The following is a 14,143-nucleotide window of genomic DNA, read 5'->3' on the forward strand; positions in this document are numbered from 1 at the left end:
CTTATTTGCCACATTGGGTGACCACCATAATATGAATGACCACAAAAATGACCACAAGTTTTCTATTCGGAAATGAAAAGTCATGAATACATAGGATTGATAAAATTAAATAAATGAGTAAAAAGTAACTTTATCACTAGTTTTTATATTACGCTTCAAATCTCCTTGAATACATTCAAAAAAATCGCATGCTCTGTATCAAAATATACCCTAGCGTGCATTGAGGATTGACAGGATACAGTCTATTATCGGATAACAATATATGGTCTCATCATCTCATAATCCTCGTGCTCCAATATATGACAGTGCCAAACATACAATCCTGTATAGGGACCAAACTTCATGATAATTCGAGTTACTTGTTTAGGATTAGCTCTAACTGTATCCTTCCCTCCTCGTTCTTGTGGTTCGGGTGGCAACGCGGGGCCCGTATAATGGATAATTCTCTCCTTGTTATACTTTTCTACATCGAAATCTCTCCGGTCTAATATTTGAAAATCAATTAAGTGAAGATGAATAGGGTGAGTATCTGTAGTTAAGTTAATTAGATACCATATTTCGGTTGATCCCAATTTTGGATTTTCTGTAATAGGAGCATCCCACGGTTTATTATCTAATAACATGAATTCCCGTCCGTACTGATCCATATTATCATTTAAAGTTAAGTATCTCTCCTTTGAAGCCGACTGTTCAATAATCTTTGGAAAAGGCTCCATATACGACGGAATAACACTGGTATCAATACTTGTAAGAGGAAGAGAGACTCTAAATTCCATCACTATACCTACTGCATTTGCAGGATCCCCATCTGGAAAAGGTGCGGGAGCGTCATTTTTCACGATAATATTCATTTCCTCAAGATTGGTAAAATCAATGATGACATCTGCTCTTTCTGCAGGTGCCAATATGATTTCTTTGACTCCTATCGGATATTCCATTAATCCTCCATCCGTTCCGATTTGATAAATAAGTTGTCCCGAATCAAGCTTGAACCTATAGAAACGGGTGTTAGATGCATTAAGCAGCCTAAATCGATATTTACGTGGTTCCACTTTTAAAAAGGGCCATACTTTGCCATTCACTAGGATTGTATTCCCAAAAAATTCAGGAACTATCGATGTTTCTAATTCCACAACTGGTTTTTCTGGCTTTCTTGGGTAATAAAGAGAACCATCATAATTAAAGGTTTTGTCTTGAATCATAAGTGGGATTTCGTATTGACCAGCTGGTAAATTTAATAACCTTTCCCGTTGCTCTCTTACAAAGTAAAACCCTGCCAATCCAGAATATACATTGAGTCTTGTGATACCAAGTGAATGATCATGATACCAGAGGTTGCAAGCCCGCATGTTATTATCATATTGATATATTTGCTTTCTAAAATATGGACCCACTTGTTTGAATCCTTTTGTAAACCAAGCCTCCGGGTAGCCATCACTTTCCGGTTCAACACTAGCGCCATGAACATGTACTACCGTTCGTACTTCTGGTACATCCAAATGGGCACCATGTACCGTATAGTCTACCGGCAAAAGATGTTTTTCTGGAAGATTGTTGATCCATTTGATAAACACTTTTTCTCCGCTCTCTACTTCAATTGTAGGTCCTGGATAGCTGCCTTCATAGCCCCATACAGTTGTATCATTTAACTCACTATGGAGTGATTGTTTAAATTCTGTCATATTCACTTCATAATAAGTATGAAATTGATCTTTCCATCGAGCTTTTAAAATAGGTGGGATAGGAAGTTCATCTACAAATTTAGAGAGAAGCATATTTCCGCTCCTTTCTGATCATAATTAACTTCTTTCTAAGGTTATAAAAATTACAAGCTTTGTATGACAAATTCAAATTGATTCAATGAGATATTTCTCACAACATATTCAAAATACTTTATACAATAGGGGCTTTAGTAAGTTATTTAGTTCTTCATCAAAGAACTAACTTTCTAATAATGCAGTCCAAGGTTGATCACATGCTTTAAAATCTATCCTAATTAAATCACCTGATTGACCAATATTGTCTAACTTTGTTCTAATGATTGCCGATTCTGTAGCATCATTTTTGACATTACTTTTGATATCGTTTTTTCTATTTCGGCTATATGTTAACAATCCTAGGACAGCCCCTGTTTCCGTACATAATGAACCAATAAGAGTGATCAATAACCCAATTGAAACATTCATCTTTTTCACCCCATTTGTATACAAAATAAAAAGAACTATTCGGCTTATGGGTGCTTCTCACCGCCAAAAACTTATTTGTTTCATCATTTTGACGGCCCTGTGCACAAAAATAATTTGTTCTTGCAGGGTTTGGATATCATCTGGGGCATGAAGGCCATTGAATAGTTCTTCTTTTGCTTGTTATAAATCTTGTTTGCTACAAAATCTAACAGTTTATCAATCAATTCTTTTTAAGATGCAGCACTTTTAGCCTCTTCGCTTTTATCAATTTCTTGTGTCATATCGATTGCTTCATAAACTACAGAAAAAGGAATAAATTCAGGTGTGAGATACTTTACCGTTTCAATTTCAGCTTCCTTCACTTCTTTTACCAATTCGATCATGTTTCTTTTTAAATTTGCCATTTCAAAACATCCCTTCGTTATTAGGCTTTGTTAAACATTAATGTTGATTTTTGAACAAATAAAAGGGACCACTTATTGTGGTCTTCATTATTTTATTTAATCCAAAATAGATTCCTGCTGGTTTAATCGGAAAATCTTATAATCCTCCTTTTCCATCGTCACCCTGATTTGATAGTACAAATACTAATCAGTCTGTAGGTTTAAAACAAAAAAATCAAATTTAGGCATAAATTATTAGTTTTTGTTCTTTAAAGTCCTTATCAAAAAAAGGGATAGAAGTCAGATTGTTATGTCCAATCAATACTTAATCCCTTCCCATATATTAATTAAAAAAGGAGATGAGAAAAGTGGGTAGTGATAAAAATAAATATAAAGATAAAGATAAATATAAAGATAATAAAGGTACAGATTCCTCAAGCAATTCTAAAAATGAACCTTTAAAGGAAGAAGTATATTCATCATCGGCACACCAAGAGTGTATTGACCGTGCTTATCGTATTCCCATATTTTTAAGTACGACAACTCATTTAAATGATAACCAACGACAGTTTCTAAACCGTCTAATTTTTGAGATTGAGAATGCTTTGCTTTTTCCACGTACATTACCTTTAAGCGAAAGTTATCCCGAAGCCATTTTAACCGATATTCGTCGGTTAGTTTCATCAAGCTATGGAATGTTGGCAGTAAACCTCCGTCGTTTTCAAATTAAGACAGTTGGCGTCAATGAGGGACCCCTTCCACCATCCACTCCGTTCTGGGAAGGATCAGTTTATTCACAAGTAGAACCTTCAATGGCTTTTCAATTTGGTCTACCCTTATTATTAGTAAGGGAAGAAAATACTGACGCAAATAATGGAATTTGGGCAGGAGGAATTGCCCCACTCAACCTATTTATAGTTTGGCATTCTGAAACTCAAACTGTAGATCAATTCTTTAACACTCCTGAATGGAGATCAGCCTTTGCAAATTGGAGTGCACAAGTAAGAAATGCCTTTTATATTCAGACAGAGCCTAAGTTCAAGTACAGTTGTTAGTACACAGAATTAAAAAATTATTTGATTGGAGTACGCTTTTTCAAAGCAAGATATCGTAATAAAAGAGTGATATAGAACAAGTTGAGATGATGTCTTTGTTTAGCGAACGGTGAACTGGCACTTTAGTACCTAATTGAACATTTTTATAAGTCGAAAAATATACATATTTTTATATATTTTCGGCTAATTTTACATACAAAAAAATATTGCCATATACAGCATTTTTTAATTTCCAAATACACTTACCCAAATTGGAAACTTGTTTTGGTCTTCCATCCTTAGTCGCATAGGAACACCACCACATGTATTCCATTGATAAAATGGAAGGATATGGATTTTAACAAAAAGAAAATTTTTGTGCAGCATTCCCTTTATTATATTTCAGGTCAAGGTCTTGTTTTACAAACACCTAAAACACATAACGGAAAAAGGAATAAGAAACAGGCACAACTATTAAAAGTGGGGTTGAAGTTAATAGAGGATCACTTTGTCGTTTCTGCTTTTGGCGGAGAACCAGTCAATCCCAATACGATACTCAAGCAGTTTCTTTATGATAGTAAGCTTGCAGGAATGAAGAGGATTCGATTTCATGATTTACGACATACACATGCAACTATAATGTTGGAGATCGGAGAAAATTCTAAAGTGGTATCAGAAAGATTAGGACATTCAAATGTTTCTATAACCTTAGATAAATATAGTCATGTTACTTAGAATATACAGGACTCTTCAGCAGAGAACTTTTCAAAAGCTCTAGGTAAAAAGAGCATAGACCAATAAATGTGGTCATTTAGTGGTCATTTCACCAAAATAACGCTGGAAATCCCTTGTAAATAAAGGGTTCTCCAGCGTTTATAATTACATAACCCGCTTGAACATCTTCTCCATCTCATAAATCGAATATGAGATGATGATAGGTCTTCCGTGTGGGCAGGTGAATGGGTCTGTTGTTTGTCTTAGTTCATCTAATAGTGCTTGAATTTCGTCATTCCGCAGATGACGGTTTGCCTTTATAGAGGCTTTACAGCTCATCATGATCGCCGCTTCTTCGCGGAGTTTTTTGATGTCGACTTTTTTCATAGATAACAATTGTTCAATCATTTCTTCAAGGATTTCCTGTTCAATACCTTTAGGAAACCACTGAGGGTGTGACCGAACTATATAGGCATTATAGCCGAACTCCTCTAAATAGACGCCTACTTTTTCTAGTTCATGCTGGTATTCATTGATTCGGATACATTGGTCGGTCGAGAACTCAAGTGTGATGGGAACCAGCATATCCTGTAGCTCGTTTTCGACACGTCCGACTTTTTCTTTAAAATATTCGTATTTAATCCGTTCCTGGGCAGCGTGCTGGTCGATGATATACAAGCCTTTTTCGTTTTGGGCGAAAATATACGTACCATGCATTTGCCCTATAGGGTACATGGGCGGGATGCGGCTTGCCGATTCATCGATTTCGATCTCTTCCTCTTGTTCGACTGTATATGTTGTATACCCTTTTGCGGATTCGAAATATGGTCTTCTTTCGTCTTCCGGAATGACCGGGATATACGTGTCTTCCATTTGCTGCTGTTCGTCACTTCTGTAAACTAATTCCTCTATTGGTTCGATATTCACGATTTCTTCAACAGGATCTTGATAGTTCTTCTGTTCCTGATTTTCTCGAATCAAGGTATTCTTCAGGAGTGAGGCTTCTTTCTTTGCTTCTTCAAGGACCCGCTTCCCGCTTTCCACGACATGATCTAAATCTAGCGTAGTTTGCTCACTTTTTACCTGTTCCAGCTTTGGTGAGGGTGTATATCCACTTGGAATTAAAGACAGTTTTTTGAAAGCAGATTTAATTGTTTCCGACACAAGATTGTACAATTCCTGTTCCTTACTAAGCCTTACCTCCATTTTAGATGGATGAACGTTGACATCGACCAAAATTGGATCCATTTCAATATTTAATAAAGCAATCGGGAAACGTCCAATAGGAAGAAGCGTATGATATCCATCCAAGATTGCTTTCACAAGTGCATAGTTTTTAATAAACCTACCGTTTATCATCGTTGATATATAATTCCGTGAGGCACGAGTGACCTCGGGCATAACGATATATCCAGATAGAGTGAAGTCCAAAGAGCTTGCCTGAATCGGAATCATCTTTTTCGCGATATTCATACCGTAGATTGCTGCTAGTACTTGCCGCACATCCCCATTACCATTCGTATGCAGGATACGCTTCTCATTGTGTGATAAACGAATCGAAACATCCGGGTGGGAAAGTGCCAGCCGGTTAGCGACATCCGTAATATTACCGAGTTCGGTATGAATTGTTTTCATATATTTCAACCGGGCAGGTGTATTGTAAAACAAGTCGGAAACCATGATATCCGTACCTTTCCGACTGGAAGAAGCTTCGAGTTCCTTAACGATGCCCCCTTCAAGAAGTATACGTGTTCCTACACCTTCACCTGTGCAGCTTTTCAGTTCGAAACGGGAAACTGAAGCGATACTCGGCATAGCTTCGCCTCGGAAACCAAGCGTCCGAATCCGGAAAAGGTCATTCTCATCTTTTATTTTACTTGTAGCATGACGTTTAAAAGCTGCCTCAATATCATCAGCTAATATCCCATCTCCATTGTCTACAATTCGGATAGAACCAAGTCCAGCCTCCACTAGTTCGATTTCTATGATGGTACTGTTAGCATCTATGGCATTTTCCACAAGTTCCTTCACGACTGAGGCAGGGCGTTCAACAACTTCGCCAGCAGCGATTTTATTCGATAAAGCCTCGTCAAGCTGTATGATTTTTCCCATTTTCATCGCCTCACTTCAATATTTCATTTTAGTTTCTTTTGCAATTTATAAAGAATATTCATCGCTTCGAGTGGTGTCATTTCCAGGATATCAAGCGATTTAATGTCATCGAGCACCTTTTTTTCCTTAGGAGAAGAACTTATTTTTTCTTTAGGAGCCTCTTCTCTGAAAAAGGATAGCTGTGCCTCATTGACCTCAGCTTTAGGAGCAGTTTCAGTAATTTGTTCTTTTGAAACAACGGCTGGCTGTGCAGGCAATTCCTTTGCTTGGCCATTTTCATTTTCTAGCTGTGCTAAAATATCTGCTGCACGGTCAATTAACTGTTTCGGCAAATCAGCAAGCTTAGCCACATGAATTCCATAACTTTTATCTGCTGGTCCTTCTTTTATTTTATGAAGGAAGACAACATTTCCATTTTGCTCAATTGCACTAACATGGATATTTTTCAATTTAGGTAGCTCCGATGCGAGTACAGTCAATTCGTGATAGTGTGTTGAAAAGAGTGTCTTTGCTCCAATTTCTTCATGAATATATTCTATGATGGCCTGAGCAAGTGCCATACCATCGTAAGTGGAGGTCCCACGTCCAATTTCATCAAATAAAATCAGACTGTTTTCAGTCGCATTAGTGATCGCATTTCTTGCTTCGAGCATCTCGACCATAAACGTACTCTGGCCGGAAATCAGATCATCGGCCGCTCCAATCCTAGTAAACACTTTATCAAAAATAGGTAATTCAGCTGTAGTTGCTGATACAAAACAGCCAATCTGTGCCAGAATAGATGTTAACGCAATCTGACGCATATACGTACTTTTCCCGGACATATTCGGACCTGTAATTAAGAGTAGTTCTCGTTCGCTATCCATAAAACAGTCATTTGGGACATACTCCTGTGATTGAAGCACTTTTTCGACTACAGGATGTCGTCCTTCCTTCAAAAAAATTCTTCGATTCTCTGAAAAGACCGGCTTCACATAATGACGCTCTTCGCTAATAGTGGCAAAGCACTGTAGAACGTCTAGCTCACTGACGCCTTTCGCTAGATCTTGTAAACGCGGGATATAGCTTTTTATCTCTTCGCGAAGATTGAGGAATAAGTCATATTCTAAACCGATGCTTTTTTCCTCGGCTTGTAAAATTAACGCTTCTTTTTCTTTTAATTCAGGTGTGATATAACGTTCAGCATTCGTTAAAGTCTGCTTCCGTTCATAGCGCCCCTCTTCAAGCAGATGCAGATTAGCCCGGGTGACTTCAATATAATAACCGAACACACGGTTATAACCGATTTTCAATGACCTAATCCCTGTGCGTTCCCGTTCCTCTCGTTCAAGCTGAGCAATCCAAGTTTTTCCGTTCCTACTGGCATCTCGGTATGTATCCAGCTCAGTGTGGAAACCATCTCGAATAATATTCCCTTCCTTAACGGACAACGGCGGGTTTTCAACAAGCGCAGTTTCGAGCAAATCTGTCACTTCTTCACATGGATCCAATTTATCGGCAAGAACAGAAATATCCTGATTAGAGGCCATTGACTTTACAATTTCACGGATGACAGGCACCTGTTGCAACGAACGTTTCAACTGGATCAAGTCCCGCGCGTTAACATTTCCAAAGGCGACCCGTCCGGCAAGCCGCTCCAAATCGTACACTTCCTTCAGGCGCTCACGGAGGTCTTGACGTTCGAAGTATTGACTTTTCAGTGTTTCAACAAGACTTTGTCTCCGCTCAATTTGTTTTTTATTAATGAGTGGTCTGTCAATCCACTGCTTAAGCATACGTCCACCCATTGCTGTTTTCGTTTCATCAAGAAGCCATAATAATGATCCTTTTTTACCTTTGGAACGGATGGTTTCGGTCAATTCCAAATTTCGTTTGCTATAATAATCAATTTTCATATAGTGTGACGTCTCATATGCAAGAACCGGCTGCAAATGATCAAGACTTCGTTTTTGGGTACGATATAAATAATTCAATAAACGAGAGGTCGTTGTCATCTGCTTTTCGTCCTTTAATAGATGCAGTAAAGGAACGAACGACTCACTATGTTCCAAATTGTCCTCTAATGATAAAGCGGCAGCGCCCCGTTCCTGAAGTTTCTTTTTCCATTCTTCATTAAAATCAGCAGCAATAACAACTTCGCTCGCACCAAGGATGGCAAATTCATTCAGTACCTCATCAAAGTTCTCAATCAAAGTGACCTTATTTTCACCTGTCGATAAATCGTTGTATCCAAAACCAAACTGGTCATTAGAAAAATGAGTGATCGTCGCAATGTAATTGTTTTCTTTTTCACGAAGACCCTTGCTATCCATTTTCGTTCCCGGCGTAATCAGCTGGACAACTTCCCTGCGAACTACCCCTTTGGCTTGCTTAGGATCTTCTGTCTGTTCACAAATCGCCACTTTAAATCCTTTTTCTATCAATATATCAATATAATTAGCCGCCGAATGATACGGAATCCCGCACATTGGAATTCGGTCTTCACTTCCACCTTCTCGGCTCGTTAATGTTATTTCGAGCTCCTGTGACGCATTCAGCGCGTCATCAAAAAACATTTCATAAAAATCGCCTAAACGAAAAAATAAAAAGGCATCCTGATACTCTGCCTTAATTTTTAAATATTGTTGAATCATCGGAGTATATCCAGCCATTCCTTCAAAACCTTTCCTAACTAAAATCTATTACTCACATATGTCTTTTATTATAACATATGGGAAAGCAACATTGCCTGTATTCGATATTGCATGGTAAATCCCTGAACCTGTGAGTAAAGCCGATAAATTCACTAATTCTCTACAGGTATTAACAAGTAAAACTTAACATTTTATCCGTAAACTTATTGGGACTGGTATATCAATATGCCTGCATAAAGCCTGTCCCTCTTCAAATTAAATAAAACCGGATGAAGGGAATGTCATCCGGTAGTGACTTTCTATATTCTATTCGTCTATTCGTCTTCGAATTCATCTAGGAAATCCGGATCTAAATCTTCGAATTCCTCATCATCGAAATCAGAGCCCCAGTCATCCTCACAGCGGCCATCTGGATTTACAGCGACACAAATTTTTGTTTCGCCGACGACTTCTACAAAGAATTCTCTTTCCACATGGACAATGATTTTTTGTCCACATGGGGAGATGCAAGCTTCTAAACAATTAGGCTGTTGGACAGCTTGTGCAACGATTTCATGGTCATCATGACAATCCGGATCACGGTATTTCAGCGAAATCACGTCGGTATATTGTACTTTTTCAGTAACAACTTCCGTCTTTGAATTATGGTTATAGGAATACCAAACGTTGATTTCGTAGCTGCCGTGAATTTCTACCTTTTTGCCGACTTTCTTTGCATCGTATTTATGGTTGATGATCCAACAACCTAGAATGCTAGAAGGATGATGAGCCGGGCAAATGGTGTGTGAGGACTTTGTGAATTTCCGTCCCTTTGCCACCACCGCTTTAGTAATTATCTCTCTATATTGTGACATGCTAGCGAACCCTCCTCATACAGTTTCCATTCATCCTATGCGTGGTAAAAGTCTAGTGTGCGTAGAATTTTTATTGTTTGAAAACTGCTGTATTGTTTTAAACCTAGGTTATTTTATGCGCATGTTTTGGGATATGTGTCACGAATGGGCACTGTATAAGGATTTACGAGTATAAAAAAGCCCTCCTGAAATCAGAAGGGTTTTAGAAAAGTTTATGAACAGCTTCCGCCGCCAGCCTGTACCTGCGAACCTGTTTCACCGCGAAGGATGTCTCCTTCGGTTGATTCAATAATTAAATCCGTCACCTTATTAGAAACTTGTGAGGAGACCATTTGTAAAAGATCATTTACATCAACTTGGGATTGTTTGAATTCTTGGACAATCGGAAGTTCGTCTAATTGTTTTTCAAGTGCATCAATTTTGGCCTGTACTTGGCCGTATGCTTTCTCTTTTCCATAATGTTGGAAGTTAACAGCCTGCTTTTGCAAGCTTTTGATGCTCGCGATCATTTCACGGATTTTTTGGTTTTCGTTGATGTGAGCTTCCGCCCGTTTAAAGAAATCGACTTCTTCTGTGCTGGCAATCATTTCAGCCAACTCTGCCGCTTTTGTTAAAATATCGTCTTTTGTATATTTCGTCATTTTACTCCACCTCAATTGCTGTAGCTTCTTCAACCATATCCCCATTTAATGACCATGTTTTCGTTCCAGTGATTTTCACCTTTACGATTTGGCCAATGGCAGATTTTGGTCCTTTGAAGTTCACAAGCTTATTTTTCGTTGTATAACCTGCTAACACATCCGGATTCTTCTTGCTTTCTCCTTCTACAAGGACTTCTACAATCTGTCCATCATACTCTTTCATTTTTAACGCACACGTTTCATTAACAAGGGCATTCAAGCGTTGCAGGCGTTCTTTTTTTACTTCCATCGGTACATTATCCTGCATTTTCGCGGCTGGTGTTCCCTCGCGTGGTGAATAAATGAAGGTATAAGCAGCGTCGAAACCAACTTCTCGGTATAAAGACATTGTTTCTTCAAAATGCTCTTCCGTTTCATTCGGATAGCCGACAATGATGTCTGTTGTTAAAGATGCAGTTGGGATCGCTTCTTTAATTTTTCTAACTAGCTCTAAATATTGTTCGCGCGTATATTTACGAGCCATAATCTTAAGCGTTTCCGTACTTCCTGATTGAACAGGAAGATGGATGTGGTCTACAAGATTACCACCTTTTGCTAGGACTTCAATCAAGTGATCATCAAAGTCACGTGGATGACTAGTTGTAAAACGAATACGCGGAATATCAATCTTGCGGATTTCATCCATCAAATCACCGAGACGGTATTTAATATCCGTAAAATCTTTACCATATGCATTCACATTTTGACCAAGCAGTGTTATTTCTTTATATCCTTGTGCCGCTAAATGACGAACTTCCTGAATGATATCTTCCGGACGGCGGCTTCTTTCTTTTCCCCTCGTGAAAGGCACGATGCAGTAAGTACAAAATTTATCGCAGCCATACATGATATTGACCCATGCTTTCGTTTTGCCTTTACGCACTTTCGGAAGGTTCTCAATTACATCGCCTTCTTTAGACCAAACCTCAATGACCATTTCCTTTGAAAGATAAGCTTCATTTAGAATTTGGGGTAGACGATGAATGTTGTGAGTTCCGAAAATCATATCAACAAAATGATGTTTCTCAAGGATTCTTTTTACAACTGATTCTTCTTGAGACATACAACCACAAACACCAAGCAATAAATCAGGTCGTTCCAATTTTAATGATTTTAAATGGCCGAGTTCCCCGAACACTTTATTCTCTGCATTTTCCCGAATCGCACAAGTGTTAAGTAAAATGACGTTAGCATCATCTACCGTGTTTGTCGGTTGATAGCCTAGGGCCGTGAAGATACCAGCCATGACTTCTGTATCATGTTCATTCATTTGACAACCGTATGTACGAATGTAGAACTTTTTGCCTTCTCCCATTCCACGGAAATCTTCTGGAATCGCAAAATCATCATGATATTCGACTTCTTCTTTACCTCGTTTTTTCGCATCTTTTAAGGACGGTGGAATATAAACGGCCTGAAAGTACTTACTGTAGTCCTTGTCGGATTTTTTGTCCGCTGGATTTTCAGCGTGTACTTGTTGTGATTCTAATCGTTGTTTCTCGTTCATGTTAATCTCCTTTCAAAATAGTTAGTTTATTTGTTTCCCTAACTATTTCAAGACCTGTCTTGTTCTAAAGATTTTTATACGTATTTTCCTTATAAAATTACCAGTAAATATTAGCTTTTAAGTGTGATATATCCACATTAACATAGTATAAAGCTTTTACCAGCAAGAAACAATCATTCTGTCGTGCCTACTTCATTTGTAAGAAAAATTTCACAAATTCTGTAATTATAAGTTCTAAAAAAGGCTCAATTCACCACATTCCATGTGACGAACTAAGCCTCTTCCTTTTACTTAATTAAAATATTCCTAGTTCCTTTCCGGCTTTTTTTAAAGCATCTACTTCTTCTTTTAATATTCAAAACCCTTCATTTCTCCTCCTTTTAAGTTGGCTAAGGTATTAAGAGTACCTTACCACACTGTCCCTTTATCATCAGTTCAAAACCCTTTTCAAAGTCACTTAGCGAAAAACGATGCGTAATCATCGGTGTGACATCAACTTTTCCACTCCCTAGCAGGCTCGAAACCTGCTGCCAGGTTGAGAACACTTTTCTTCCTGTTATTCCTTGGACAGTAAGACCCTTGAACACTATATCCTCCGTTATATTAAGCGTGACCGGCTGAGCTGGCAGGCTCAAAATTGATATCCTCCCGCCATTTGTAGCCATTTTAAACCCTTGATCGATGGCCGTAGGATTACCGCTCATTTCGCAGACCACATCCACCCCATCCATATCTGTGAGTCTTGCCGTGATTTCCAGAGGATTTTGCTTGATTGAATGAATTGTGTGCGAAGCCCCCATCTTTTTTGCCAGCTGAAGTCGATAATCATTAACATCAAGAGCGATAACTTTATCTGCACCTGCAGCCTTTGCTACAGCCACTGCCATAAGCCCAATTGGTCCGCAACCAATGATCGCCACCGTTTTACCAAGCACTTCACCAGCAAGCACAGAATGGACGGCATTTCCCATCGGTTCTTGGATCGTAGCTATATCAAGTGGCATGTCAATCGGATTTTTCCAAAGATTCTTGGCTGGCAAAGCTACATATTCAGCAAAGCACCCTTGTGTATCGAGACCAATAATATTTGTATTTTTACAAATGTGTAACTGTCCCGTTAAACATTGCCGGCATGTACCGCACACGATATGGGTTTCGGCGGAAACGTAATCACCAACTGAAACATTACTCACCCTCCCCCCTACCTCAATCACTTCTCCGGCAAATTCATGCCCAAATACATATGGTGGATTCACTCTTCCCTGTGACCATTTATCCCAGGTGAAAATGTGAATATCCGTCCCACAGATTGAAGCCATTTTGACTCGAATTAACACCTCATCTTCACGAATATCTGGAATGTCGACAGCTTGCAATTGTGCCCCATATCCTCGGTGATGTTTGACAACTGCTTTCATTTTCCCTTTCAACATATACACTCCCCCTGAAATAGGGCTACATTTTCCTGAATATATTAAAGGTATGAAAAACCGATTAAAAAAATACCAGTATTCCTAATGTACGGGCCATTTTACCTTTACTGACTAATCATAATCTTAGGGCTATCGTACATTTTCACTAATAAGGTCATGATCCCATAGCATCCTGTCCGCTCTTGAATAAGATATCTCGTACAACAAAAATAATTAAAGGAGTGACTTATATGTCATGTTCTGAAAATAATAATCGTGACCACCATCACCATGAAAGGAACGAAGACGATTTCTGTCGTCGAGTGAGACGCTGTGATAGACGCGATCGTGACCGTGACCGCGATCGTGATCGTGACCGCGATTGTGAACGTCACCATCATCATCATCATCATCACGACAATGACCGTTGTTGTTGTAGAAGAAGGAATCGTTGTGGCTTCGGTTTCGGTGGCGGTTTTTGTGGCGGTTTCGGTCGCGGTTTCTTTTAACCGTAACTTCGGCGGATGCCATAACGATTGTTAAGCTACCAGTAAGCGTTCTAGCATGAGGCATAATTACTGGAGCGCTTAATTTTTCACAAAAAAGGTTCACCCCATCTATAGGGGTG

12 protein-coding genes are annotated in these 14,143 nt (G+C 38.8%); 3 read left to right on the top strand and 9 right to left on the bottom strand.

Annotation, left to right across the window (positions count from 1 at the left end; all coding sequences use genetic code 11):
- Window positions 1-245: 245 nt before the first annotated feature.
- The 3 genes from JFU24_RS07170 to gpG all read right to left on the bottom strand — a co-directional run bounded on the left by JFU24_RS07170 (window position 246) and on the right by gpG (window position 2,590).
- A complete protein-coding gene (locus tag JFU24_RS07170; RefSeq protein ID WP_201181362.1) occupies window positions 246-1,775 on the bottom strand; it encodes a multicopper oxidase family protein in 1,530 nt (509 codons plus the stop codon).
- A 165-nt stretch (window positions 1,776-1,940) separates the two neighbouring features.
- Entirely contained in the window at window positions 1,941-2,186 is a 246-nt protein-coding gene (locus JFU24_RS07175) for a hypothetical protein (protein ID WP_201221358.1), read from the bottom strand.
- Between the two features lie 230 nt (window positions 2,187-2,416).
- The gene (gene gpG / locus JFU24_RS07180) at window positions 2,417-2,590 is read right to left on the bottom strand and encodes a phage tail assembly chaperone G (RefSeq protein WP_201181366.1); all 174 of its coding nucleotides are present in this window, start codon (window positions 2,588-2,590) and stop codon (window positions 2,417-2,419) included.
- Window positions 2,591-2,928: 338 nt separating this feature from the next.
- On the opposite strand from gpG, the gene JFU24_RS07185 reads away from it, so the two are divergent.
- Window positions 2,929-3,624, top strand: coding sequence for a hypothetical protein (locus tag JFU24_RS07185; RefSeq protein ID WP_201249799.1), 696 nt, complete (start codon window positions 2,929-2,931; stop codon window positions 3,622-3,624).
- A 312-nt stretch (window positions 3,625-3,936) separates the two neighbouring features.
- Window positions 3,937-4,338, top strand: coding sequence for a site-specific integrase (locus JFU24_RS07190; protein WP_201181368.1), 402 nt, complete (start codon window positions 3,937-3,939; stop codon window positions 4,336-4,338).
- Between the two features lie 144 nt (window positions 4,339-4,482).
- Here the strand turns inward: JFU24_RS07190 and mutL are convergent, their stop codons facing one another.
- The 6 genes from mutL to tdh form a co-directional block, all read right to left on the bottom strand.
- Complete coding sequence (gene mutL / locus JFU24_RS07195) at window positions 4,483-6,429, bottom strand: DNA mismatch repair endonuclease MutL (protein WP_201181369.1); 1,947 nt, start codon at window positions 6,427-6,429, stop codon at window positions 4,483-4,485.
- Between the two features lie 23 nt (window positions 6,430-6,452).
- Entirely contained in the window at window positions 6,453-9,080 is a 2,628-nt protein-coding gene (gene mutS / locus JFU24_RS07200) for a DNA mismatch repair protein MutS (RefSeq protein ID WP_201249800.1), read from the bottom strand.
- 296 nt (window positions 9,081-9,376) lie between these two features.
- On the bottom strand, window positions 9,377-9,916 hold the full coding sequence (locus JFU24_RS07205) for an outer spore coat protein CotE (RefSeq protein WP_056526911.1): 540 nt from the start codon (window positions 9,914-9,916) through the stop codon (window positions 9,377-9,379).
- 212 nt (window positions 9,917-10,128) lie between these two features.
- The gene (locus JFU24_RS07210) at window positions 10,129-10,557 is read right to left on the bottom strand and encodes a RicAFT regulatory complex protein RicA family protein (protein ID WP_053345401.1); all 429 of its coding nucleotides are present in this window, start codon (window positions 10,555-10,557) and stop codon (window positions 10,129-10,131) included.
- Between the two features lies 1 nt (window position 10,558).
- On the bottom strand, window positions 10,559-12,103 hold the full coding sequence (miaB, locus tag JFU24_RS07215; protein WP_053345400.1) for a tRNA (N6-isopentenyl adenosine(37)-C2)-methylthiotransferase MiaB: 1,545 nt from the start codon (window positions 12,101-12,103) through the stop codon (window positions 10,559-10,561).
- A 389-nt stretch (window positions 12,104-12,492) separates the two neighbouring features.
- The gene (gene tdh, locus JFU24_RS07220) at window positions 12,493-13,533 is read right to left on the bottom strand and encodes an L-threonine 3-dehydrogenase (RefSeq protein WP_201183370.1); all 1,041 of its coding nucleotides are present in this window, start codon (window positions 13,531-13,533) and stop codon (window positions 12,493-12,495) included.
- 315 nt (window positions 13,534-13,848) lie between these two features.
- On the opposite strand from tdh, the gene JFU24_RS07225 reads away from it, so the two are divergent.
- Window positions 13,849-14,058 (top strand): hypothetical protein, encoded by a 210-nt coding sequence (locus JFU24_RS07225; RefSeq protein ID WP_201181372.1) that lies wholly within the window; start codon window positions 13,849-13,851, stop codon window positions 14,056-14,058.
- Window positions 14,059-14,143 lie beyond the last annotated feature (85 nt).

It is taken from the genome of Peribacillus sp. TH27, assembly GCF_016650915.1.
GTDB lineage: Bacteria > Bacillota > Bacilli > Bacillales > DSM-1321 > Peribacillus > Peribacillus butanolivorans.